The 24,263-nt window shown below is 37.0% G+C and carries 21 protein-coding genes; 10 read left to right on the forward strand and 11 right to left on the reverse strand.

The window, feature by feature from the left end; all coding sequences use genetic code 11:
- Positions 1-41 precede the first annotated feature (41 nt).
- Entirely contained in the window at positions 42-1,073 is a 1,032-nt protein-coding gene (locus IPJ80_04990) for a rod shape-determining protein (GenBank protein ID MBK7912836.1), read from the reverse strand.
- A gap of 110 nt (positions 1,074-1,183) precedes the next feature.
- Positions 1,184-2,464, reverse strand: coding sequence for an insulinase family protein (locus tag IPJ80_04995; GenBank protein MBK7912837.1), 1,281 nt, complete (start codon positions 2,462-2,464; stop codon positions 1,184-1,186).
- 134 nt (positions 2,465-2,598) lie between these two features.
- Here IPJ80_04995 and dnaN point away from each other — a divergent pair, with 134 nt between their 5' ends.
- Entirely contained in the window at positions 2,599-3,714 is a 1,116-nt protein-coding gene (dnaN, locus tag IPJ80_05000; protein ID MBK7912838.1) for a DNA polymerase III subunit beta, read from the forward strand.
- Between the two features lie 4 nt (positions 3,715-3,718).
- Entirely contained in the window at positions 3,719-4,294 is a 576-nt protein-coding gene (locus IPJ80_05005; protein MBK7912839.1) for a nicotinate-nucleotide adenylyltransferase, read from the forward strand.
- Positions 4,295-4,837: 543 nt separating this feature from the next.
- Here IPJ80_05005 and frr read toward each other — a convergent pair.
- The 3 genes from frr to serS form a co-directional block, all read right to left on the reverse strand.
- Positions 4,838-5,401 (reverse strand): ribosome recycling factor, encoded by a 564-nt coding sequence (gene frr / locus IPJ80_05010; GenBank protein MBK7912840.1) that lies wholly within the window; start codon positions 5,399-5,401, stop codon positions 4,838-4,840.
- 128 nt (positions 5,402-5,529) lie between these two features.
- Positions 5,530-6,210: a zinc metallopeptidase gene (locus tag IPJ80_05015; GenBank protein ID MBK7912841.1), complete on the reverse strand. Its 681-nt coding sequence runs from the start codon at positions 6,208-6,210 to the stop codon at positions 5,530-5,532.
- 88 nt (positions 6,211-6,298) lie between these two features.
- A complete protein-coding gene (gene serS / locus IPJ80_05020) occupies positions 6,299-7,579 on the reverse strand; it encodes a serine--tRNA ligase (GenBank protein ID MBK7912842.1) in 1,281 nt (426 codons plus the stop codon).
- A gap of 264 nt (positions 7,580-7,843) precedes the next feature.
- Here serS and rho point away from each other — a divergent pair, with 264 nt between their 5' ends.
- From rho to rnpA, 3 genes are all read left to right on the forward strand, one after another.
- Positions 7,844-9,553: a transcription termination factor Rho gene (gene rho, locus IPJ80_05025; protein MBK7912843.1), complete on the forward strand. Its 1,710-nt coding sequence runs from the start codon at positions 7,844-7,846 to the stop codon at positions 9,551-9,553.
- A 64-nt stretch (positions 9,554-9,617) separates the two neighbouring features.
- Positions 9,618-9,773, forward strand: coding sequence for a 50S ribosomal protein L34 (rpmH, locus tag IPJ80_05030; protein ID MBK7912844.1), 156 nt, complete (start codon positions 9,618-9,620; stop codon positions 9,771-9,773).
- Positions 9,774-9,793: 20 nt separating this feature from the next.
- Complete coding sequence (rnpA, locus tag IPJ80_05035; GenBank protein ID MBK7912845.1) at positions 9,794-10,183, forward strand: ribonuclease P protein component; 390 nt, start codon at positions 9,794-9,796, stop codon at positions 10,181-10,183.
- A gap of 6 nt (positions 10,184-10,189) precedes the next feature.
- On the opposite strand, the gene IPJ80_05040 is transcribed toward rnpA, so the two are convergent.
- The 5 genes from IPJ80_05040 to IPJ80_05060 all read right to left on the reverse strand — a co-directional run bounded on the left by IPJ80_05040 (position 10,190) and on the right by IPJ80_05060 (position 17,623).
- The gene (locus IPJ80_05040) at positions 10,190-10,492 is read right to left on the reverse strand and encodes a hypothetical protein (GenBank protein MBK7912846.1); all 303 of its coding nucleotides are present in this window, start codon (positions 10,490-10,492) and stop codon (positions 10,190-10,192) included.
- A 9-nt stretch (positions 10,493-10,501) separates the two neighbouring features.
- Positions 10,502-11,344 carry a T9SS type A sorting domain-containing protein gene (locus IPJ80_05045; protein ID MBK7912847.1) on the reverse strand — a complete coding sequence of 281 codons (843 nt, stop codon included), beginning with the start codon at positions 11,342-11,344 and terminating at the stop codon, positions 10,502-10,504.
- Positions 11,345-11,638: 294 nt separating this feature from the next.
- Positions 11,639-14,527, reverse strand: coding sequence for a VCBS repeat-containing protein (locus IPJ80_05050; protein ID MBK7912848.1), 2,889 nt, complete (start codon positions 14,525-14,527; stop codon positions 11,639-11,641).
- A 65-nt stretch (positions 14,528-14,592) separates the two neighbouring features.
- Positions 14,593-16,824, reverse strand: coding sequence for a T9SS type A sorting domain-containing protein (locus IPJ80_05055; protein MBK7912849.1), 2,232 nt, complete (start codon positions 16,822-16,824; stop codon positions 14,593-14,595).
- A gap of 250 nt (positions 16,825-17,074) precedes the next feature.
- Positions 17,075-17,623: a 1-acyl-sn-glycerol-3-phosphate acyltransferase gene (locus IPJ80_05060; GenBank protein ID MBK7912850.1), complete on the reverse strand. Its 549-nt coding sequence runs from the start codon at positions 17,621-17,623 to the stop codon at positions 17,075-17,077.
- A gap of 62 nt (positions 17,624-17,685) precedes the next feature.
- On the opposite strand from IPJ80_05060, the gene IPJ80_05065 reads away from it, so the two are divergent.
- The 5 genes from IPJ80_05065 (at position 17,686) to IPJ80_05085 (ending at position 22,431) form a co-directional block, all read left to right on the forward strand.
- Entirely contained in the window at positions 17,686-18,621 is a 936-nt protein-coding gene (locus tag IPJ80_05065; GenBank protein MBK7912851.1) for an Inward rectifier potassium channel Irk, read from the forward strand.
- Between the two features lie 31 nt (positions 18,622-18,652).
- Positions 18,653-19,222: an RNA polymerase sigma factor gene (locus IPJ80_05070; GenBank protein MBK7912852.1), complete on the forward strand. Its 570-nt coding sequence runs from the start codon at positions 18,653-18,655 to the stop codon at positions 19,220-19,222.
- A 2-nt stretch (positions 19,223-19,224) separates the two neighbouring features.
- The gene (locus IPJ80_05075; GenBank protein ID MBK7912853.1) at positions 19,225-19,854 is read left to right on the forward strand and encodes a hypothetical protein; all 630 of its coding nucleotides are present in this window, start codon (positions 19,225-19,227) and stop codon (positions 19,852-19,854) included.
- A 21-nt stretch (positions 19,855-19,875) separates the two neighbouring features.
- Positions 19,876-20,367 carry a hypothetical protein gene (locus IPJ80_05080; protein ID MBK7912854.1) on the forward strand — a complete coding sequence of 164 codons (492 nt, stop codon included), beginning with the start codon at positions 19,876-19,878 and terminating at the stop codon, positions 20,365-20,367.
- A gap of 171 nt (positions 20,368-20,538) precedes the next feature.
- The gene (locus IPJ80_05085; protein MBK7912855.1) at positions 20,539-22,431 is read left to right on the forward strand and encodes an amidophosphoribosyltransferase; all 1,893 of its coding nucleotides are present in this window, start codon (positions 20,539-20,541) and stop codon (positions 22,429-22,431) included.
- A gap of 9 nt (positions 22,432-22,440) precedes the next feature.
- Here IPJ80_05085 and IPJ80_05090 read toward each other — a convergent pair whose 3' ends face one another.
- Positions 22,441-24,204: a DUF4153 domain-containing protein gene (locus IPJ80_05090; GenBank protein MBK7912856.1), complete on the reverse strand. Its 1,764-nt coding sequence runs from the start codon at positions 24,202-24,204 to the stop codon at positions 22,441-22,443.
- Positions 24,205-24,263: the final 59 nt, after the last annotated feature.

Genomic DNA, 24,263 nt, shown 5'->3' on the forward strand with positions numbered 1-24,263 from the left:
TAGCTCATTGCCAGATCAATAATAAATGGCGGACATTGCAGTTAAATGCTCTTCCGGTCAATGAGAAATGAAAAACGGTCTGTATTTTTTAAAGCAATACCAGTTCCTCTCACAACGGCTCTTAAGGGATCTTGTGCTACAATTACAGGAAGTTTTGTTTTTAAAGACAAACGTTTATCCAAACCTCTTAACAAAGCCCCACCTCCTGTCAAATACAATCCGGTCCGATAAATATCTGATGAAAGTTCAGGTGGCGTTAATTCAAGAGCCTTCAAAACAGCCTCCTCAATTTTCATGATTGATTTATCAAGTGCTTCAGCAGTTTCTTCATATTTAATAATAATCTGTCTTGGGATCCCGGTCATTAAGTCCCGGCCATTAATTGGATACGGATCCGGTGGATTATCAAGCGTTTTTAAAGCAGAACCGATGTGTATTTTCATTTGCTCAGCCGTACGCTCTCCAATCAACATATTATGTTCCCGGCGCATGTAATCTATGATATCCCCGGTAAATTCATCCCCTGCAACCCGTATGGATTGATCGCAAACGATACCCGATAAGGCAATTACGGCAATTTCGGTTGTTCCCCCTCCAATATCAATCACCATGTTTCCAATTGGCTCTTCCACGTCGAGGCCAATACCAAGAGCTGCTGCCATGGGTTCATGGATCAAATAGGTTTCTTTAGAATCCACATGGTCTGCTGAATCAAAAACCGCTCTTTTTTCAACCTCGGTAATCCCGGATGGGATACAGATGACCATTCGGAGATGGGTGAAAAAGCGTCGTTTGGTTCCGATCATGTTGATCATTCCCTGAATCATTGCTTCAGCTGCCTGAAAATCGGCAATTACTCCATCTTTCAACGGTCTGATCGTTTCAATGTTTTTATGGGTTTTCTCATGCATTTGCATGGCTTTATTGCCCACAGCGATTACTTCGCCTGATTTTTTATCTATAGCAACAATCGAGGGTTCGTCTACAACGACCTTATCATCTTGTATAATTAAGGTATTGGCAGTTCCCAGGTCAACAGCCAATTCCTGAACAAATAAATTAAATACTTTCATTTATAATAAACTGGTCTAAAAAATAACAATAATCAATCCAAAAAAGGGTAAAATTTAAAATCGTGATGATTTTCAGGGAAAGTCTGCAAAATTACAACAAATTCAGCAAATCAAACAGCTCCGGCGGTTACCAAACTCATGGTTTCAGGATTCAAATAGCGCTGTCCCAATCCTTTGAGTTTTTCTGAGTCTACTGTCAGGATAGCATCCATCAATTCTTCCAAAGAAGCAGTTGAACCGTACTCGGTCACCAGAATTTTTATGAAAACCATGGTTTGAAATGGACCATCCAATAAACGCATGATATTTCCACACAAATAATTTCTGACCAATTCCAATTCCGGTTTAGGTATTTTACGCTCCTGTAAAAGGATTAATTCCTGTTGAATGTTGTGAATGGCATCCTGCATTTTTTCCGGATTCAACTCAGCACTGATATAAAAACACCCATCGTAAACCTGGGCGTCCAGAGTTGAATGAATGTCGTATGTATATCCTTTATCTTCCCTGATGTTTTTCATTAAACGAGAACCAAAATAATCGCCCAAAATGGTATTTAAAACATACATTCCAAAGAAATCAGGATCTTGTTTTCTGAACATGCGTTTGCCCATTTTAAGGCTACTTTGTGCACAATTGGCTATGGGTATCTGTTTTATAAGTCTTTCTGTTGAAGCATGATCCGGAATTGAAATAGGCCCTTTATTTTTAAGTGGAAACAATTCACCAATTTTTTGAAATAAACGGTCCGTTTTAGCATTGAGTTCACCACAGTAAAATACATTCATGTAGTCAGCAATATAATTTTCCTGCTGGTACCTAAACAAATCAGCTGGTTTTACATCATCTATTAAATCTGTTTGTGTATTGTAACCATAAACGGAATCACGCCCATAAATCAATGAGGTAAATTCTCTATAACTGACATAATCAGGTTCTGTCAATTGGTGCTGTAATTGAGATTTGAGAACTTTCTTGGCCCGGTTGAGATCTTCTTCCCGGAATGCAGGATTAGCTATCAAATCACAAATAAATAAAGCCAGGTATTCAAAGTGCTTTTGAAGGCAACTCATGGAAATCACCGTAAAATCCAAATCCGCAAAAATGGCCAATTGGGCTCCATAAAAATCAATAATATCCGCTACTTCCTCAGAATGTAGTTTTAGCGTACCTTCCTGCAATTGATTTGCGGTGAGGCGGGCTACTAATTTTTTATGTTCGGAACAACGGCCATTTCGAAACACGATTTCCATCGAACAAAGGCCTTTTTTGTTGGTTTGGATTTGGTATAGTCCAAAACCCGATTTCCATTCAGTATATTGAAATTCAGGCAGTTTGAGACTTTTCCAGTCCGTTTGAACCTGGGGCAATGTTAAAAAAGCAGGATTCATAAGATTGATCGCGAATATGGCTTCATAAAATAAACGTATTTTTGTGTTCCAAACCCATTTTAAACAGAAAAAAGGTCGCTAAGTTGCACCTGAAATCCTATAGAGCCATTAGAAAACAAGCTTAAATTAAACAAATGAAATTTACCATTTCTTCGGGTCATTTCCTGGAAAAACTAAATAAAGTATCTGCTGCTTTAGCTTCAAACCCGGTCATTCCGGTGTTGGAAGATTTTTTAATTACCTCCAAAGACGGGAGTTTATCTATTACCGCTTCAAATCTTGAATTAACCATTACCACACAGGCGGAAGCTCAAATTTCCAAACAAGGGACCATAGCCATCCCAGGCCGTACCTTGATGGATACTTTGAAGTCATTGGCTGAACAACCTGTTCAGATCGATGTAAATCCTGATACCAATGGCATCGAAATCACGTCTCAATCCGGAAAATATAAATTGGTAGGTGAAAAATCTGATGATTTCCCAGAATTGAGCTTACCAACAAACGAAGACAAAATCACGATGTCTGCCGAAAGTTTGTTGAATGCCATTGATCGTACAGCCTTCGCAACCAGTAATGATGAAATGCGTCAAGCCATGAAAGGCATCTGTGTAAATATAGATTTTAACAGCCTGACTTTTGCAGCAACCGATGCCCATAAATTGGTGAAATACACCTTTCTGAATAATCAAAGTGAAGCTTCATCTACTTTGATCTTAACTAAAAAATCTTTATTGGCTTTAAAATCCATTTTGCCTAAAGACGGCGACATTACCATTCATTTTGGCAGAACCAAAGCATTTTTTAGTTTTGATAATACCGTGTTATCTACCCGCTTGATTGAAGCAAAATATCCGGATTACAATGCGGTAATTCCAACCAACAATCCCTATTTATTGCAAGTCAATCGGATTGAATTGTTGTCGGCATTGCGACGTTTGGTTGTCTATGCAAATAAATCAACCAACCAGGTTGTATTTAATATATTAGATAAAAGTTTGACGATTTCTTCGCAGGATGTGGACATGTCTAATGAAGCCACCGAACAATTGAGTTGTACATATCAAGGAGAGCCCATAACCATTGGTTTTAATGGTAAATTTTTGATAGAAATGTTGTCGGTCATGAATTGTGAAAATATACACATCGAATTATCTCAGGCTAATAAACCCGGTATCATTTTACCGGCTGAACAAGCTACAGGCGAACAACTCCTGATGTTGATTATGCCGATTATGAGCAATTACTAAACGCATGACCATTGGTTTGTTTTTTGGCTCATTCAATCCAATTCATACCGGACATTTAATTATAGCGCAACACATTGCTAATTTTAATGAAATCGACCAGGTTTGGTTGGTAGTAAGTCCTCACAATCCATTAAAAACAAAAAGCAGTTTAGCCAATGATTACGATCGTTTGCATTTAGTCAACCTCGCATTGGAGAACAATCCGAAAATAAAAGCGTCGAGTATTGAATTTAAATTGCCACAACCCTCTTATACGATTGATACACTGGCGCATCTCAAAGAAAAATATCCGGAACATGAATTTGCGCTGATTATGGGTGCCGACAATTTACAGAGTTTACATAAATGGAAACATTACGAATTGCTTTTACAAAATCACACCATTTACATATACCAACGCAGTGGCAGTTTAAAGGAAAATTTATTTCCTGAAGCAAAAAATATATTATTTTGCGAAGCACCCCTATTGGATATTTCCTCAACCTATATCCGAACAAAAATTAAAGAGGGAAAATCCATCCGGTACCTGGTGCCTGACAAAGTATTTGAATATTTGGAAGGAAGCACAATGTATAAGTAGATCAGTTTAAAAGGTGCATAAGGAATTGCATCTAAAATAGTAAAAGATAAAAATATTCCAAAATTTAAAACAAGACAATCTTCTTTTACTGGAATCTCATTCTAAAACCAAGCTATCAATTTTAGAAATTCAAATTTGAATCTTTATAGTAAACATTTAAAATGTAATTACTAAATTTCTTATAGATTCATTAATGAAGTATTTAATTATAAATTAAATTGGTTGGAGATGTGACGGTGTTGAGGTAAGAGAGGGAGGAAATGCTGCAATTTTTCAATGCTGCAATGGTTCAATTCTTTTATGGTTTAATTGTCTAATGTTTTAATTGGATTTTGCTTAAGCTCAATGGTTTATTCTCCAATGAACTGTTTGCCTCTTTGCTATAGACTATAGACTAAAGGCTATAGACTCTAAACCATATTCCCAAGCTCGACAAATTCAAACTTTGAATTCCTATATCAAACGACTTTTGAAATATAATTCAAATGCTAGCGAAACCAAGTCATTTGAATTAATATTTAAACAAGAAAATAATATTGACAATTATACGGTCATAATTTCTTTATCCTTTGCTTCAACGATTTTATCAATTTTAGCGATAAAATTATTGACCTGGTTTTGGATTTCCTGTTCTTTGCTTTTGGCAATATCTTCTGATAAGCCATTCTTTTGTTCTTTCTTTATAACATCCAATATTTTATGCCGGGACGAACGAACGCTGACCTTTGCTTCTTCGCCATAATGCTTTACTTGCTTTACATATTCTTTACGGCGATCTTCGGTCAAAGGGGGAATCGCAATTCTTATTAATTCGCCATCATTTTGTGGAGTAACTCCTAGATTAGATGCAAAAATTGCTTGCTCAATATCGCCTATGATCTTTTTTTCCCAAGGCTGTATTGTAATGGTGCGTGCATCCGCCAAACTCATATTGGATACCTGGCTGATCGGAACCGGCGCACCATAATAATTTACCATAACACCATCCAGCATCGACGTTGATGCTTTTCCTGTGCGCACTTTCACCAACTCTTTTTGAAGATGGTCAATTGCACGTTCAAACTCATCATGACATTTTCTTAGTTGCGATTCTAATTCAGCCGACATAGATTCTATTTTAAAAGGATAATTTAATTTTTTAAATGAATGGTAATTCTTTGGAATACTAAAAGTTTTTAATCAACAAAATTACAAACAGAATTACAGCTGATGTAACTCTGGATAATTTTATTTGATTATTCTCTGTTAATTCCCATATAACGCAAAACTAAATAAAGCAACATGACCAAAGAAGATAAAGCTTGTGCTAAATAGGTTAATCCGGCCCATGTCAATGCGTCTTTAGCTCCAGTATATTCCTGTCCGCTAACAACACCTTGTTCGTTAATCCATACCAAAGCTCTTTTGCTCGCATCAAATTCCACCGGCAAAGTAATCAAACTAAAAATCGTGGTGATTGCAAACGTGAAGATGGTAATCAATAACAAGGATGGAAATGTATTGGCCAACATAAATGCAGCCAACAATAAAAATTGTTGTGCGGTAGATGCAATTTTAACGACCGGAACAATTTTCGAACGCAATTGCAAGAATGCATAAGCCGTATCGTGTTGAACAGCATGTCCGCATTCATGAGCGGAAACGGCAGCAGAAGCTACGCTCCTACCTCGATATACGTCCGGACTTAAATTTACGGTTTTATCCAGAGGGTTGTAGTGATCACTTAAAAAGCCCTGAGATTCCTGTACACGGACATCATGAATTCCATAATACTTTAACATAGATTCTGCTACTTCTTTACCCGATAAATTGGACCGCAGTCCCATCATGGAATAGGTCTTAAATTTGGATTGCAGCCTGTTGGAAACAAACATTCCCACTAAAGACAATGCAATAGTTAAAATATACCAAATCATGTAATCAGCATTTAATACCATATGTGTTTTTTGTATTTATAAACAATAAAGCAAGACAAGAGATTCCAATTTTAACTTTAAATATTTCTTAATAGATCCGGTCAAACCCTGTATAGGGTCTGAGTGCTTCGGGAATTACGATTCCATCGGCATCCTGGTGGTTTTCCAACAGGGCTGCGACGATTCTGGCTAAAGCCAATGCGGAACCATTGAGTGTATGGGCCAAAACAGATTCACCTTTGTCATTTTTAAAACGAAGTTTCATCCTATTGGTTTGAAAGGTTTCAAAATTTGAAACGGAACTCACCTCTAACCAACGTTCCTGGGCGGCAGAATACACCTCGAAGTCATAGGTCATCGCAGATGCAAATCCCATATCACCCCCGCAAAGGCGCAAAATCCGATAGGGCAATTGCAATTTAATCAACAAGCCTTCTACATGAGCCAGCATTTCTTCCAGCACCGAATAAGAACGATCCGGATGTTCAATTCGCACAATTTCAACCTTGTCAAACTGATGAACCCGGTTTAATCCTTTGACATGCGCACCGTAGGACCCTGCCTCGCGTCGGAAACAAGGGGTATACCCACACATTTTTATAGAAAAATCATCCTTCTTTAAAATTACATCCCTGTAGATATTGGTAACAGGGACTTCAGCAGTCGGGATCAGGTATAGATTGTCTTTTTCAGCATAATACATCTGGCCTTCCTTGTCAGGCAATTGACCGGTCCCACGGGCGGAATCTGCATTAACCAACAAAGGAACCTGAATTTCTTCATAGCCGGCTTTCGTGGCCTCATCCAGAAAAAAATTGATTAAAGCTCTTTGGAGTTTGGCTCCTTTGTTACGATATACGATAAAACCGGAACCGGAAATTTTCACTCCCAATTCCATGTCAAACAAATCATACTTTTTTGCAAGCTCCCAGTGGGGTAAGGCTCCCTCCGCTAATTTTGGCAAATCTTCCGTCCAGGCTTTATACACCAAATTGTCTTCCGGGGTTTTTCCCTCAGGTACAAGGATATAAGGTACATTAGGCAATACCAATAAACGTTCTTCAATTCCCAATTTGGCGGCTTCCAGGGCTTCTTCCAATTTTAAATTGGCTTCTTTTATTTGCACTACCTCAAGTTTTCGAGATTCGGCATCAGCGGCTTTTCCGCTTTTAAAAAATTCGCCAATTTCCTTAGACAGAATGTTCAATTTCTCCAGATTTTTATCGACTAAAAGCTGGCTGGCTTTTCGGGTGTCATCCAAGGCAATTATTTCCGGAACCAATGCCAAAAGCTCTTCCGGAAGATTTCGTTTTCGATACCCTTCCAGGACACGTTCCATTTCATTTCGTAATATTCGGAGCTCAAGCATATCTCGGTGTTTCTGTTGGGCAATGTTACTGCAAAAAAGTAAATTTTATTAAAAAAGATGAAAAATCAATAGCTCGTATTATATTTGCAGGGCGAAACCGATAGTTTTTCAATTCTTCGCATCTCCAGAGTTTTTCCTTAGTCTTTTTCAAAAATTAGTTTTGTTATTTGGTTTTTGATTATTGGAAGCCTCTGAAAACAAATCGTTTTTTATTCAAATCATTATTTATTTACTTTTTTCCACCTTCCCATCAATTCAATATTTATGTACGACATTTTGCAGCTAAATGACATGCTGGTTCCTGAACTTCGCGAATTAGCAGAAAAAATTGGCTTAGAAAATTCTAAAAAATTAAGTAAACAGGATTTAATTTATAAAATCCTTGATCAACAAGCTTTAAATAAAAGTACCGTTGCAACCGATACCAATGTGGATTCTAAAGAAAATGCTCAAGCACCAGGGTATGAAATTCTGGAAGACGAACACAATGTTCGTCATCGCAGAAGACGTGTAATTAAAAATGCCGATGCTGTTGCAGAAGAATCCGAAGCGCCCACAAACAATGATATAAAACCTGAAGTAATTCAAGCAACTGAAGTTACTGCTGTTGAAACAACCGAACCTGCGAAAGAAGGGGAAGTTGGAAAAGAGGACCAAAGGCCGCCTTATCGTCACAGAGATCAGCGTCAAGGAAATTATCGTCAAAACAATTACAGAAGACCGAATCGCTATGATTCCGGTGGAAATGAAAATCCAGAAGGGCAAACTGAAAATGGAGATAATTCCGGTCAGCAACATGCAGAAGCCGGTGAATTTCAAAAGCCAGCTGAACCATTATTTGTAGTGGAACTTGAAGGTGTGATTGAAGGAGCGGGTGTATTGGAAATGATGCCGGATGGATTTGGGTTTTTGAGAAGTGCAGATTATAATTATCTATCTTCTCCGGATGATATTTATGTATCTCCTTCACAAATAAAATTATTTGGATTAAAAACAGGTGACTCGGTTGTTGGTGCAATCCGTCCACCAAAAGATGGTGAAAAATATTTTGCCTTATTAAAAGTTTCAAAAATTAACGGACTGGATCCGATTATGATTCGTGACCGAGTTCCGTTTGATTATTTGACACCCTTGTTTCCGAATGAAAAATTTAAATTAACGACCAGCCCAAGTGGAAGAGATTATGGCAATCGGATGATTGATTTATTTACACCGATTGGAAAAGGTCAAAGAGGCTTGATAGTAGCTCAACCAAAAACGGGTAAAACCTTTTTATTAAAAGATATCGCAAACGCTATTTCAACCAATCATCCGGAATGTTTCTTACTGATTTTATTGATTGACGAAAGACCGGAAGAGGTTACTGACATGAAACGCAATGTAAATGCGGAGGTCATTTCTTCTACTTTTGATGAACCGGCAGACAATCACGTACGCGTTGCAAATATCGTGTTGGAAAAAGCCAAACGGATGGTTGAATGCGGTCACGACGTCGTCATTTTATTAGATTCAATTACCCGATTGGCCCGGGCTTATAATACGGTTGCGCCTTCATCTGGAAAAGTACTTTCCGGTGGGGTGGAAGCCAATGCACTTCAAAAACCAAAAAAATTCTTTGGGGCAGCCCGTAAAATTGAGCATGGGGGCTCACTTACCATTATTGCTACAGCTTTGATTGATACCGGATCTAAAATGGACGGGGTTATTTTTGAAGAATTTAAAGGTACGGGCAATATGGAATTGCAATTAGATCGGACTTTATCAAATAAGCGCTTGTATCCTTCCATTGACCTCACCAAATCCAGTACCCGAAGAGAAGACTTATTGCTGGATGATAGCATTATCCAAAAAATGTTTGTACTCCGTAACCACCTCGCAGATATGAAACCAGAGGAAGCGGTGGAATTTGTAAAAAAACACATGGTAGGGACCAGTACCAATGAAGAATTTTTAATTTCTATGAATAGTCGGTAATAATTTAATAAATCGTCGTATATTTGCAGTCCATTTTAATTAAGGCCTTGATAATCATAGTATTATGAAACGTACATTTCAACCTTCCAGAAGAAAAAGAGCCAACAAACATGGCTTTAGATCCCGTATGAAAAGCAAAAACGGAAGGAAAGTTCTTGCTCGTCGCCGCGCTCGTGGAAGACTTCGTCTGAGTGTTTCTGATGAAGGTGGTTCAAAATAAGCCGTCTATCCTAAGCAAATGTGAGCCCAGATCATAAATTTCCTGCCAGGCTCCGGATTAAGTCTCAAAAGCAAATTGATTTATTAATTGCGGAATCAAGTTCCCTCTTTGCTCATCCATTAATTTTAAAATATCATATTTCAAAATTGCCCGAAGAAGCTGAAACTTCACCCCAATTAGCAATTTCTGTACCTAAACGTTTGTTTAAAAAAGCTCACGACCGAAATCTAATTAAACGGCGAATCCGGGAAGTCTATCGCAACTGTTGGAAAGAATACATTCCTGAGTCCAGTAATTCTCAAGTCTTGTTGCTACTGGTTCTAATTGGAAAAATAATACCGGAATATTCCGAATTAGAAAAAGCCATTCATCAATTGTTGAAGAAACTAGGAAAGCTGAATGTTCAATAAAAAATTTTAAAAATCAGAATCCAAAATCCATCCTTGCGGATTGTTTTTCCGACTCATGATTCTTGCTTTTTGACGCTTCCAAATTTCCTCTGATATGGCGGTTGGAAGCTGATTGGCAGATACATTTTTTAATATGGATTGCAGTATGGATTCTTCAACATCCAGTCGATACAAATGACTGAATAAAAGCCCCGGATCTTTCTCCAATAACTCTTCTACACGTTGTTGAATAATAGCCAACCATTTTTTTTCATGATCAGCATCTTCCAGAAATTGTTCGCTGTATTCAGGAAACAAATTGTCTCCCATATGAATTGGTTAAGGTCGTGCAGTACGTTTTAAAACTTTTTGTGTTTTGATAATTTTTTGATTTGCATCTAAAAATTTCACAAAATAAATTCCATCATTTAATTCTGATAAAATAAAAAACTTACTGGATTCATTTACCTGAAATCGTTGCAAGGATTTTCCAAATAAATTTACCAATTCAATTTGTTTGAGATCAGTCCCTGCGCCTTGTAAATAAAATTTATCAGAAAATGGATTGGGGAAAACGCTCAAAGCAGATGAACTTTCAGTTTCTGTTGAAGAAGTTAATTTCTCTTCCAGTTGGACGGAATTTTTTGCAGATCCGTCACCACTGTCATCTCCATTGGAATTCACTCCATTTCCTGAAGCGTAGATTGTTACCGGACCGGAACCAATACCAGGTGCTTTCCATTGGATTTCAAAAAGATTTGGGGTGCTTCGTTCAGGATGTTCGGCATACAAACGACCGTTTCGAACGGTAACTAATTTTACATTTGAACTCAAGGGCAACAAATCCTTTAAATCCGGACCATTGACTCCCTTCGGTGCATTTAATATCGTCATTTGAAAGCCATGGGCTTTAGGGATCGTCCCACCCGTATGATTTACACGGACATGTATTTGATAGGTTTTATCAGGCTCATAAGCTAATATAGTATCTCCCTGCTCCAACACCGTAATCTGAACCCCGACTTCAATCGGACCGTTGTGACAGGATTTACAAACGGTTGCATCATCTCCAGGTGCACCGGTACTTCCTAAGCCGACCGTTGTAGCCCTTCCTTTACGATTTGACATCGTCAAAACACCCAGGGCTGTCATTAAAAATAAAAAGTAAACGTATTTTTTCATAGTCCAAAAGCTTTTCAAAGGTACAATTAGTATTAAGACTCGGAATTTAAAGAAAGGTTAAAAGATGGCAAGCTCAATACCTGAAAATCGTAAAAATGATTTAATCTATTTCAATATCCCGGATCAGACCCTAAATTTGAAATATAATCCATTCAGACGGGTAAGTCTTGAAAAAAGAGCTCTAGTATGACGCTAGCTCAATACGAGCCAGTCTTTTTGTGGAATTACGATAAGATCTCATATAGTTTAAATCTCTCTAAGTCAATTACACTGAATTTTCTATTTATCAAATAATCACATTTTCGAAAAAATTATCTGATGTGCTCCAAATTCTGATTGAATGTATAAATAATATAAACCACCTACTAAACCACTGACATCCACATCTATAACTTTTTTTTCTCCCTCAGCCAGAACTTTCTTTATAACACTTCTACCATGAATGTCTCTGATCATCAAGATAATTTTACCTGAAACGGGATTTAGGAATTGCACAAAAAGTCTCCCTGTAGCAGGATTTGGATAAATTAAGACCGATTGCTTTTGGTTGTTGGTTGTGCTGGATATTATAATCGGCAGACAAAAAGAGGTGTCAATACATGGCGAAATAGTGGTAATCACAGCATAGCTTCCATCTTTATTTGGCTTGTAAATTTTTTCCGTCGCGCCGGGTATAACAGCAAAATTATCATTACAATCAACCCATTGGTAGGAAGCAATACTATCCAATGCGATTAAGGTATTTCCCAATTTGGTGATATTGGTATCCAGGGCAATTATATTCAGATCGAGTTCGATAAGACTGTCACAGCCCTGGCGGTTCCTCAATTTTATATAATACGTACCTCCCTCAGTGTAGACCTTATCATTAAATCCAAATTTTCTACAAGCTGTAATCTGAATAACAGTATCGCTACTTTCGCGAATGGTCAGATTCAGGGTAACAATACTGTCGCAACCACTTGCTGCTTGAAAATGGTTAATAAACGTTCCATTCTCCCGATATACTGTGCCTTGCCAATTAAAACTATCGCAGACGGTTAAAGTCTGCAAACTGCTAACTGTATCAACCATTGTAAGATTGAGGATAGTGATTAAACTATCACAAGCCTTTTCATTGTATAAAGTATGAACATAGCTTCCCTGGACAGTTAGTATGGTGTCATAGAATCGATATTGACTTCCATTACAGATTGAAACAGATATCTTTTCTGTTTTCGGAAACTCTGAGGTATGGAAATAGTTATCTGTATAATCGCATTCAAGGACAGAAAAATCTTTTGGCTCAAATATGCCATTTGCGTTGCGGCTGGTGTTGACCACCATGTAAAGGTCTTTTATTTGTGAAGCCTTAAATTTAAACTGTTGATCAACCAGACTATCACCAGGATTCAATGGAACTATTGAGTAAAATATTCCTAACAAATTACCTGATACAGAAGGATCCCCATTATAAAATGAAACCGGCAGATTAAGTTCAGCCAGAGACGAAGCATCCTTACTGTTAAAAACATCAAAGGCCACTGTATATTCATCTACAAATGGATCGTAGTTTACACAATTAATTTTACCCCACAGATTTGCTGCAGCCACTTTATACATACCATTGCTGTCGAGTAATGAAGCTTGCTGCAAAAAATTATTGTATTTGCCATTATTATAGGTGGCATGATTTTTAATAACTCTTGGCACTGTCAGATCATCATTTATAAATAGTGGGTTATAGGCATACTGATTCCAGACTCCGCGTGAAGGTGCCCAGCCCGGAAGGGTGTCGGGCGACCCGAAGGCGGTAAGGTATCCGAACGATCTAGGAGATTGACTTGCACCACCACATACGACACAAATTTGCGATTTTCCCGAATTATCAATATCGGCAATAATTGGGTATTCCTGAAAAGTTCCAGCAATGCATTTTACACTATCAATAATCTGTGGTGGATTGACACTACCATCAATCACCAATAAATTAAAATGATCGCGGTATATAATTTCCTGGATACCGTCCCCATTGAGGTCAAAGGTTGTAATTCCTGTAAATGCAAAAGTATCCCTTACTCTGAGCGACCATTTTAAATTTAACCTATTGGTCCCATCAAATTCAAAATTATGAATCGAAGTTGTTTTACTTACCAAAATGTTTGGTATGCCATTGCCATCAATATCGGCAATTGAAGGGCAGCTATTCGTGCCATTTACTCCTGGAATATAATTTTGTGCAATCAAGGCAGGCACACCATTATTCAAAGTATAAGCGTAAAGTTTTGACTTCACATCAATATCACCGTAAGCAACAATAACATCTAATTGCCCATCTCCATTAATATCAGCTACGCCTGTTTTTCCATCAAAATAGCCGTTATCCACTTTAATGTTAATGGGGGTCATTAGGTTACCGGCTATTCCTTTCAAATTTATTATATTTACCTTGTAAACACTAAAACCCGCTGCTAATTCCAAATCATTTGAGTCATTATCGAGTTGAGCCGCTACGCTAACTGAGTTTGTTGCAGCACCATCGAAATTTGATCCTACACCATTTATACCTCCTTCTGCCAACAATTTCCCAGTTTGCCCATTAAATATCCGGTTATTGCAATACACCTCTGTCCAACCGTCCTGATTAAAATCGGCAACTCCAAAACTCGGAGCACCAGGATCATAGTTACCATTGTAATAATATGCATCCGACGACCATTTCAGCTTACCTGAAAACTCATAACACCAAATAAAGCCCGCTGGATATGTTGAAGAACCATAACTAGATGAAAATATGATTTCTTTGATTCCATCGTTATCCACATCTGCAATAACGGGGGACAAGTTATAATTTTGAAATCCATTACAATCAAATTTCGTTTTCAAGCTTCCATTTCTTCCGTCAAAGAAATGCACTCTTTGTGTATCGATAATGGTGCCATCCAGTTGATTAATACCTCTTAGTAAGATTTCAGGAATACAGTCTCCATCCATATCCGCAACAAGTGGAACTTGTCTTGTTGATGCTATTTCTGTTGATTCCCATTTTTTTTCAAGGATAATGGGCGGCTTTGTATATTTAAGTAGATAATAACATTTTGCGGTATCATTTACATCAATATAGCAATTAGTATCCTGTCCAAGAATTATTAACGGAATATTGGATAATCCGATAATATAAGCTAAAATTTTGCTAACTTTCATATAGGTATTCATAAAATAAAGAAGGGCGTCTACCATTAAGGTATTCACCCTTCTTATAAGTTAAATTATAATTTAACAAATTTCAAAGTAGCAAATTTGCCATTAGCATTTTTATATCTCAGAAGATACAAGCCACCAGGCAATGAATGGTTAAAATAATGCTCGGATCCATTAAATAAACTAGAAAGAATAAGTTTTCCTGATGAATTAAAAATGTCAAACTCGGTTCTGTTTAATGATGAACTGATAATCCATTCATCCGATGAAACTGGATTGGGGCGAACTTCTACTTCATGCGCTTTCACCAATTTTGATCTTGAAGTAGTGCTCCCAAATTCTTCTCTGCCTAAGCAGTCTTCCGGTTTCCGTATTTTAAACACTTTGTAACAACCTGTGCTTGGACATTCGCAGGTATAAGGTATGGTGCCACAAGAGTAGATTACAAATATTCTTTCAGATTCATTATAAGGCCCTAAAGGATTATGAAATGAACCTTGCTCAGAAACTGGATTATTAGGAACGAAACTGCGGTAACATGGATATCCTGCCCTACTTACATTGAACTCCACCGTGTAGTCATAGGTACCGTTGCCTTTATCAATACAATTAATTCCATCAAAATATGCTTCTAAATCGCAAGATTGATAGTTTCCATTGATGCATGGTTTTGGTGGGCATATATCCAATTGAGCGAAACAAGTTGCAACACCTGGGCAAATTGGCGGCACATACCCAATAGTTGGGTTTTCGCAATTTTGATTATTTACTTGTCCAACTTGAATAGTATACAATATGTTAAATTCTTTATCAGAACCGTTTAATTGCCAGCAATCCCCAATTGGAGGAATAGGACCTGGTATCCTAATATCATACGACCAGATTCCTGTCATTGGGTCGCATTGAATATTGCTGATCTTCATCATGGAAAGCTGCAAACAGCCGGAACAATAATCTGGTGGAATAATCTGGAAAGTATCATTACAACCGCCATAAAATAATGTCAAGACCCATCTACCTTCTTGTATTAAGAAAGGTCCAAGCTTGTAGGTCCCATTTCCATAGCCATCTGTTTTTAAGAAATAGCGTCCAGATTCATCCGGATAAGGATCATCCATGAGTCTTTCCAAGACCCAATGTCTGTTATCTGCATTTGAAATAGTAAAGCTCACATAATAATAATCATCAGAAAAAACATGATTATTTGGATCGTTTTGATTACAATCGCCAATGATTATATCCACATCCGGTATACCAAAGTCTTCAAAACAGATTTCTACTGCATTAGTTGGCACATCTGGTAGGAAATCACCTGATGCATTTTTAAATTTTAAATAAGCTATTACATCCCGGCAAGTTGGATTAGGGCTTTGAAAATCCGTTTTAACAATTCTAAAAGAAAAAGTTTTGGCGGTCGTATTAATATTCAATCCATAAATATTAAAACCAGGAACCGTAATATCATCCAGTATGTTATATCCGTCAATTGTTGGTGTAGTATACCTACCTTTAATGGTTATTGAATCACCATCACAGGATACAATAATTTCGGGCTTATTATCAATTTTACCTGATCCATAGCTGCTGTTATCACAAGATTCACATATTCCATCGATATAAACATAACCCATATGAACACCAAGACCACAATCAGCAGCTATAAATTCTAGAGTGGCTATGTTCCCCACTTCGTTTTTCGGAATATTAATTCTATGGCAAGCCCAGTCTGATGTCTTTATGTGCTGATTTTCAAGGATGCAATCGTCGCTTGGATATAAAGTATTTGCGGGGCTAGAAATGCCATCAAAACATAAATCATAATTCGGAGCGAGATCACAACGAATGCTATAAAATGGTTGCTGATTCATATGTCCTTCCGGGTTCCCTAATACTGCTAAATACCAAACAGTAAAACTCCTATTTTCCTCAGTAACTTTGAATCTTTTAATTAATCTATTAACATCAGCGAAGAAATTACATTTAAGATCTACATTAGGATTATATACATGGCCTCTTGGACTATTCAATCGTAAAGCATATTGACCAAAGCGAACCATATCATATCCAGTTAAATTATCTATGCCATTGGGAACAATTTCAAACCTATTACTTACTGGCAATGTTGATGCTTCGGTATATATAACAGGTGAATAATTAGAATATAATGGTGTACATGTATTGCTCCCGTATCTATATGGTCCAGCATAATAGCCTCTATAGTATATAAATTCATCCTCAAATCCTCCATTATCACAGATCAAAGTATCTTGGCTATTCGAAATTCCAGGCAGTCCAATCATGGGTATTAAAAGGATTTGCTTAAGGTAATCTACGAATGATTTCGTAGAATGAGGGGGTAGAAATAAACCTAACACTACATAGAATATTTCTCATGGTAGAGGTTTTAGTGGTTAAACAATCTGCTAATATATTACTATCTGGAACGAGTGTCATGTTTTTAACACTTGTTTTTTAACTTCGGGATGTTAAATAAGATTTACAAACTTTAGTAAAGGGGATGTAGGCAAGCTGATCCAATTGATTTAATAATTAAAAACTGAGCTCCGGATATTTTCCAGGTCTGTTTTTAAAAAAATTGGTCAGAAAATCAAGGTCACTTTGCTCATTATCTGTGGGATAAAATGGAGTACCAAAATCTACGGATTTTGTTTGGTAGTTCATTATGGTTGGAATGATTGGAACGCCTGCCCCTTTGGCAATGAAATAAAAGCCCGTTTTTAACTTATAGACCTTTTTCCGAGTCCCTTCTGGAGCAATTACAATGGCAAATTCAGGGTGTTCATTAAACGCTTGAATGTATGCATCGACCTGATTGTGATGCTGTTGACGGTTGACAGGAAATCCACCTAAGGCACGAAATAGAAAACCGAAAGGAGGTCTAAACAAACTGTCTTTTCCTAAAAACCGAACTTTGTTAATTCCATAAGCCGACCGTACCAGGATTCCTACAAGAAAATCCCAATTTGACGTATGTGGGCCAATTGCTATAACATATTTGGGTAATTGGTGTAATGATTCGAAACCCGTAGATTTCCATCCCCAGATTTTGAGTACCCAAGCGGCCAACTTTGCTAACATTTCTTAAATATCTTTAGGTTTGCAAATTTAATGGATTCGTTTATTAAAGAGTAGGGATATATATGGCTGAAACAGCAAAAACCGGCGTTCAATTGGACCCAAATAAAGAGGATTTTGGTTTTGGAAAATCGTATTCCCAAACTAAGAATCGAATGATTACGGACCAGGGTCAATTTAACATTGAACGGATTGGTGTTACCGCTAAAAGTTGGTACCACGAATTGATTGAAATGCGTTGGCCCATTTTTCTAAGTCTTATTTTAGCTTATTACGTTGCTATCAATCTGATTTTTGGTTTTATTTACTTCATCGCAGGCTCTGAGCGAATCGTAGGAATTACTAATGAAACGATTTGGAAAGAATTTTATCAGTGCTTTTTCTTCAGCGTTCAAACTTTTACCACGGTTGGATATGGTGGCATGCATCCTGTTGGATTCCTTGCTTCGGGGATTGCAGGATTTGAAGCCTTAGCCGGCTTACTCACCCTGGCAATTATAACCAGTTTGGTGTATGCAAAATTCAGTAAACCCCGCGCTAAAATTTTGTATTCAGATCATGTTTTGATTGCCCCCTTTAAAGGGACTTACGGCTTACAAATGCGAATCGCCAATGCCCTGAGCAATACCCTCATTGATATGGAAGCCACTATGATTGTAGGCTTTACCCCCGAAGAAACCAGCAGCCGTATTTTAAGAAATCTGAGCCTGGAAATCAGTAAAATTGCCCTATTTCCATTAAACTGGACCCTGAATCATATTATTGACGACAAAAGTCCGCTGCATGGATTAGACCTCGCCAATATGGAGAAATACGACATGGAAGTTATGATTTTACTCCGTGGATTTGACGAATCCTACAATCAAAATGTACATTCAATGCAGTCCTATAGTGCTGAACGGGTGGTTTTTAATGCCAAATTTAAACCCATGTTTGAATTTAAAGGAGGGCGCACCCAATTGTACCTACATAAAATTGGAGAATACGAAACCTTGAATTAAACGAATTAACTAAAACAAAGTCTACTTACTGATGGCCGCAACAAAACAAGTGGAGGATTCACAACTCCTGGACTGGATCAAAAAACCGGAAAGCCTGGAAAAAGGATTCAGAGCCCTTGTTGAAAAATATCAACAAAAATTGTATTGGCATATCCGAAGAATGGTGTTGTCCCATGATGATGCTGACGATGTACTTCAAAATACGTTTATCAAAGTGTATCGGAGCATCGAACAGTTTGAACAAAAAAGTAGTTTGTTTACCTGGCTGTACCGGATAGCTACCAATGAAAGCTTGACTTTCCTTGAACGGAATAAGAAATTCCAATATGATTTTGTTGAAGATCAGGATGAACATCCAGCAATCAGTCAATTGAAAGCAGATCCCTATTTTGACGGAAATGAAATTCAATTGGCATTACAAGATGCTTTAAGTCGATTGCCGGATAAACAAAAACAGGTTTTTTTGTTACGCTATCATGATGAGATGTCCTACCGTGACATGTCTGAAGTATTGCAAACTTCAGAAGGCGCATTAAAAGCTTCTTATCATCATGCAGTTAAAAAAATTGAAGAATATTTTAAACAAAAAGAATTAATTTAATAATGAACCACCTAAACAATCCGGAATCAGATCCTAAGTTGCCCATGGAGGACTTGCTAAAAGGAAGTTCGGGATTTGTTATTCCTGAAAATTATATGGAACAGGTTCCTGATTCTATCATCAATCAAATCCGTTTGGATAATAAATTTGATGAATCACAAAATGAACTTTTTAAACTTCCTGCAAATTATTTTGAAGAATTTCCAAATCGAATTTTAAATAAAATTGAAAGCGGTCAAATACCAGAATCGCTACAACAAAATCCATTTAAAGTTCCAGAAAATTATTTTAATAATACGATCCAAAACATTCTTGAAAAAACATCGAATTCAGAATCTAAAGTAGTAGTTAAAACCAATTTTAAACAAGTTTGGTCTTATGCAGCAACAGCCTGCGTCCTGTTAGTAATTTCCTGGTTAGGATTCCGTTTGTATAGCGACCCAAAACCTGTGGATTATTTTAGCAATATAACTGAAGATGAATTATTGGAATATGTTTCAACTTATGCTGTTGATTTTGATCAATCCAGTCTTGCAAGTGTAATCAATGAAGAAGAAATTAATTCACTTGAAATCATGGATGATGATATCGATGACGAAACTTCAGATTTATTAATTCAAATTTTAGAATAAAATATTAAAACGATAGAATCTATGAAACGCTTTTTAATTACCATTTTAATTTTCAACGGTCTGGCTACTTATAGCTGGTCACAAGTTGATCCGGAGAGACGTCCTGATGGAAAGGAACGTATGTTGGAAAAAATGGAATCCATGCGCGTTGCTTTTCTAACCAATAAATTAGATCTTACTACCGACGAATCCACTCGTTTTTGGCCGGTTTACAATGAATATTCCCGTAAACGAATGGAATTGCGTAAAGAAATGGTCCTACAAAAACGCGATGCCCGGAATAAAGAAATGAGTGAGGAAGAATCCAATAAAGCACTCGAAGAGCAATTTAGCATCCAGGAAAAAGAACTCAACCTGAAGAAAAATTATTACGAAAAATTTAAAGCCATCCTTCCTCCTCAAAAATTAGCACAACTTGAACCGGCAGAAATGGAATTTAATCATGAAGTAATCCGAAAATTGAAAGAACGCCGCGAAAACAGAATGGGCGGAAAAGGCATGAACAGGAGGTAAATTCTCTAATTCTGCAATTTTACAATGCTACAATCCTGCAATCCTTCTATTTCACATTGTAACATTGTAGTATTAAACCATTGGAACATTGTAGCATTGTAGCATTGGAACATTGGAACATTGGAACATTTCTTCCAATATATGTCGTAACTTTGCAGCTTATTATCCTTCATGAGCGACCAAATCAAGCATGAATGTGGACTAGCCTTTGTGCGTCTGCTGAAGCCTTTGGATTTTTATCAAAAAAAATACGGAACCTGCTTTTATGGTTTACAGAAACTTCATCTGTTACTCCAAAAACAACGAAACCGGGGCCAGGATGGAGCCGGCCTGGCTACCATTAAATTGCATGTAGAGCCCGGTAAAAAGTATATTTCCCGACGCAGAAGCAATTCCTCAAATTACCTACAAGCCTTGTTTGAAGGCGTTATGCACCATTTTAATAATCTGACTGACGAACAATTGAATGATGCCCAATGGATGAAAGACCATAAACCGTTTATGGGTGAAGTGCTGTTAGGTCATTTACGATACGGTACTCATGGCGATAATACCATTGAAACGGTCCATCCATTTATACGGGAAAACAATTGGATAAGCCGAAATCTGGTTTTAGCCGGAAATTTTAACATGACCAACGTCGAAGAACTCTTTGAAAAATTGGTTTCTTTGGGTCAATTCCCTAAAATTAAAGCAGATACCATTACCGTACTTGAAAAAATCGGTCATTTTCTGGATGAGGAAGTTCAACAATTGTTTAATTGGTATAAACCGGAAGGATTAAGTCAACAGCAAATTAATCCATTGATTTTTGAAAATCTGGATGTTTGCAATGTCTTGAATAAAGCGGCTAAAAAATTTGACGGTGGCTATGTTATTGCAGGCATGATCGGACATGGAGATGCCTTTATATTAAGAGATCCTAATGGCATCCGCCCGGCATTTTATTACCAAGATGACGAAGTAGTTGCCATGGCATCTGAACGTCCGGCTTTGCAAACAGCTTTTGAATTGCAATTAGAAGATATCAAAGAACTAAAACCTGGAAACGCACTCATCGTAAAATACAATGGTCAGGTTAAAGAAGAATTATGCCTCGAGCCCCAGGAAAAAAAATCCTGCAGTTTTGAGCGCATTTATTTTTCAAGAGGCAATGATTCCGATATTTATCAGGAACGTAAAAATCTTGGACGGGAATTGGCCGGACCAGTCATCAAGGCGATCAATGAAGATTTTGAAAACACCGTTTTTTCATTTATACCGAATACGTCTGAAACGGCTTTTTACGGATTGATGGAGGGTTTATACGATCATCTCAACCAACGCAAGGCAAAACATATTTTAGAGCTTCCACAACCCATTTCAAGCGATTCTCTAAATAAAATTTTATTCAGTAAACCGAGAATCGAAAAATTAGTAGTAAAAGATGATAAAATGCGGACGTTTATTGCAAACGATAAGGTCCGTGGTAAAATGGTATCGCATGTTTACGATGTAACTTATGGGGTTGTTCGTCCTGGAATTGATACTTTGGTCGTTTTAGATGATTCTGTAGTTAGAGGAACTACTTTACGAGACAGCATCATTCATATTCTGTCTACTCTAAAACCCAAGAAAATAATTGTGGTTTCTTCTGCTCCACAAATCCGCTATCCGGATTGTTATGGAATCGACATGTCTCAAATTGAAAAATTTGCTGCCTTCAAAGCATTGGTAGAATTGTTGCAGGAACAAAATAAAGAAGACTTATTGGAAGAAACACTCGAAAAATGCCTTGCACAACAACATCTACCCCTTGATAAAATGACTAATTATTTGGCTGATCTTTATAATGTCTTTAGTTATGAAGCAATTTCTAAAAAGATCGGGCAGATGCTTACTCCTGAAAATGCACCTTCTGAAGTTGAAATCATTTTCCAAAAAATTGAAGGCTTGCATAAATCCTGTCCAAATCATACCGGAGATTGGTATTTTTCAGGTAACTATCCGACCCCTGGTGGATACCGTGTAGTGAACACGGCTTTTATTAATTATATGTTGAAAAATGATGTTCGGGCTTATTAAGCGCTCTGATCATTTTTTTGAACACAATAGAAATCCATTTAAGTAATTGATAACAAAGGCATCCCGCTTTTTTTCGTAGTTGATATTTTTAAGAAAAAAACGATATTTAAATTGGCTCGACTCTAAGTCAATGGGTTTTTCCAAGAGTGTATTCGAATGTTCATCAGAATAATTAGCCTCCAATTTTGATACAAGGGATTCTAAAGAAATTGAATCTTTCACCACATTATTTAAAATAAGACACTTACATAGTTGTCCATCCAATTGTATGCTGTCTTGAATTGATCCATCACTTAAATCCACAACAAACATCCATTCTGCCGGAATTAATGGAATGCTGTTGCGATCGTAATAAGACAAATATCGGGTTTGTGAATGCACTGCATTCATTTGGGTGCTATCCATTAAACCCAACTTTTCAAACAATGCATATTCATCCTGATTAACTATTAAACTATCCATCACAAGGCCTGTTGGAATGATATCAGACAAATCGTCAAGTGCGCCGATGCTTTTGATTTCACGAATCATTTCCTTGACTTGCTCTTTTTCATTACCCGGCAAGCTGCTTAAATCAGATTTCATTCGTCCAGCTTCCATCAATTGAAAAGCTTCTAGGTTTTTTTGGATCCGATGCTTCTGATTTCGGACTGTAGTTTCGAATGCATCTATTGGACTCATAGTTCCTACAATTAAAAATCCCATTAAACTTAATGGAATCCATTTGATATTATCTTTTTTTGAAAATATAAAATAAATACAAATTCCTAACAACCAGATCCCTGTTATGAGTACAAAATATCGGGGAGGCGTAAACCCATAATCTGAAAGTCGCCGAAAGATCGCAACAAAAAGCAGGAAGACCAGGGGTAATAATCCGTAGTAAAAATATTTTTTATAAAAACGAGATAGCTTGTTTTCATATAAATCCGCTAATTTAAAATTCAAAAGAAAACTGAATATTCCAACACCAGAAAAACCAAGAACCAGAGAAGAAACCCATCCGTGAGGCAATTGCCAGTTTGCTAAAATTTTAAATCCAAAAGCATATAAAATTACAAAGTAAAGCATGCTCATAGGAATCAGAATGTAATTGACTAATACCTTTAGTGCTTTGATCCATTCAACTTTGTCTTCCGTCTTTAAATTAAATAGTGGGTATCCGCTTAAAAAAAAGATTGGGTGGTAAAAAAACGCGATAATAAAGAAGATATAGATATACAATTTTCCTTCAATATGAATTTCAAACAACTGATCCACTGCAACCAATGCAATTGCGAGTCCTGAATAAATTACCAAAGTATAAAATGCACCGATATACCATTGGATTAGTAAATTTTTATTGTATTCCCAAAACTCAAATGGAGCCTCTGGTTTTAAAAATGGAACTACAGATACGAACAGATGAAAAATTAAAAATATTGAAAGAAAACGAATCGGGCGTCGCAAATGCTCAAATTCAAAATCGGGAGCAATGGCAAAATAAATAATCAACAACAAAGCAATCCCAGAAATTAAGATCAGGTATTTTTGAATGACTGATTTAGCATACAATTCACAACAGGCGTGCAGTCCGATCATCAGGGGCAAACCGGTACCCAGTGTAAACATCAGTCGCTGTTTCCAAATGGTAGAATGATCCACTCCAATATCCATTTGGTTAATTGCTAACAAGGTAAATCCAACAGCACACAGTGCAGCAAGTGGAAACCTTATAATAACATCTTTAGCATTATCCCAAATGACTGGAATCGAAAAATCTGACCATTTCATAAGAAATCCATTTTGGTAAAAAAGTAAATTCGTTCAAATCTACTATAAAAACGGGATGC

Source organism: Saprospiraceae bacterium, from assembly GCA_016714025.1.
Taxonomy (GTDB): Bacteria; Bacteroidota; Bacteroidia; order Chitinophagales; family Saprospiraceae; genus Vicinibacter.

Bases quoted from the DNA above. Each gene is read 5' to 3' on its own strand.
- IPJ80_04990 (MBK7912836.1), bottom strand. From the start codon at position 1,073: ATGAAAGTATTTAATTTATTTGTTCAGGAATTGGCTGTTGACCTGGGA.
- IPJ80_04995 (MBK7912837.1), bottom strand. From the start codon at position 2,464: ATGAATCCTGCTTTTTTAACATTGCCCCAGGTTCAAACGGACTGGAAA.
- dnaN (MBK7912838.1), top strand. From the start codon at position 2,599: ATGAAATTTACCATTTCTTCGGGTCATTTCCTGGAAAAACTAAATAAA.
- IPJ80_05005 (MBK7912839.1), top strand. From the start codon at position 3,719: ATGACCATTGGTTTGTTTTTTGGCTCATTCAATCCAATTCATACCGGA.
- frr (MBK7912840.1), bottom strand. From the start codon at position 5,401: ATGTCGGCTGAATTAGAATCGCAACTAAGAAAATGTCATGATGAGTTT.
- IPJ80_05015 (MBK7912841.1), bottom strand. From the start codon at position 6,210: ATGATTTGGTATATTTTAACTATTGCATTGTCTTTAGTGGGAATGTTT.
- serS (MBK7912842.1), bottom strand. From the start codon at position 7,579: ATGCTTGAGCTCCGAATATTACGAAATGAAATGGAACGTGTCCTGGAA.
- rho (MBK7912843.1), top strand. From the start codon at position 7,844: ATGTACGACATTTTGCAGCTAAATGACATGCTGGTTCCTGAACTTCGC.
- rpmH (MBK7912844.1), top strand. From the start codon at position 9,618: ATGAAACGTACATTTCAACCTTCCAGAAGAAAAAGAGCCAACAAACAT.
- IPJ80_05040 (MBK7912846.1), bottom strand. From the start codon at position 10,492: ATGGGAGACAATTTGTTTCCTGAATACAGCGAACAATTTCTGGAAGAT.
- IPJ80_05045 (MBK7912847.1), bottom strand. From the start codon at position 11,344: ATGAAAAAATACGTTTACTTTTTATTTTTAATGACAGCCCTGGGTGTT.
- IPJ80_05050 (MBK7912848.1), bottom strand. From the start codon at position 14,527: ATGAAAGTTAGCAAAATTTTAGCTTATATTATCGGATTATCCAATATT.
- IPJ80_05055 (MBK7912849.1), bottom strand. From the start codon at position 16,824: ATGATTGGACTGCCTGGAATTTCGAATAGCCAAGATACTTTGATCTGT.
- IPJ80_05060 (MBK7912850.1), bottom strand. From the start codon at position 17,623: ATGTTAGCAAAGTTGGCCGCTTGGGTACTCAAAATCTGGGGATGGAAA.
- IPJ80_05065 (MBK7912851.1), top strand. From the start codon at position 17,686: ATGGCTGAAACAGCAAAAACCGGCGTTCAATTGGACCCAAATAAAGAG.
- IPJ80_05070 (MBK7912852.1), top strand. From the start codon at position 18,653: ATGGCCGCAACAAAACAAGTGGAGGATTCACAACTCCTGGACTGGATC.
- IPJ80_05075 (MBK7912853.1), top strand. From the start codon at position 19,225: ATGAACCACCTAAACAATCCGGAATCAGATCCTAAGTTGCCCATGGAG.
- IPJ80_05080 (MBK7912854.1), top strand. From the start codon at position 19,876: ATGAAACGCTTTTTAATTACCATTTTAATTTTCAACGGTCTGGCTACT.
- IPJ80_05085 (MBK7912855.1), top strand. From the start codon at position 20,539: ATGAGCGACCAAATCAAGCATGAATGTGGACTAGCCTTTGTGCGTCTG.
- IPJ80_05090 (MBK7912856.1), bottom strand. From the start codon at position 24,204: ATGAAATGGTCAGATTTTTCGATTCCAGTCATTTGGGATAATGCTAAA.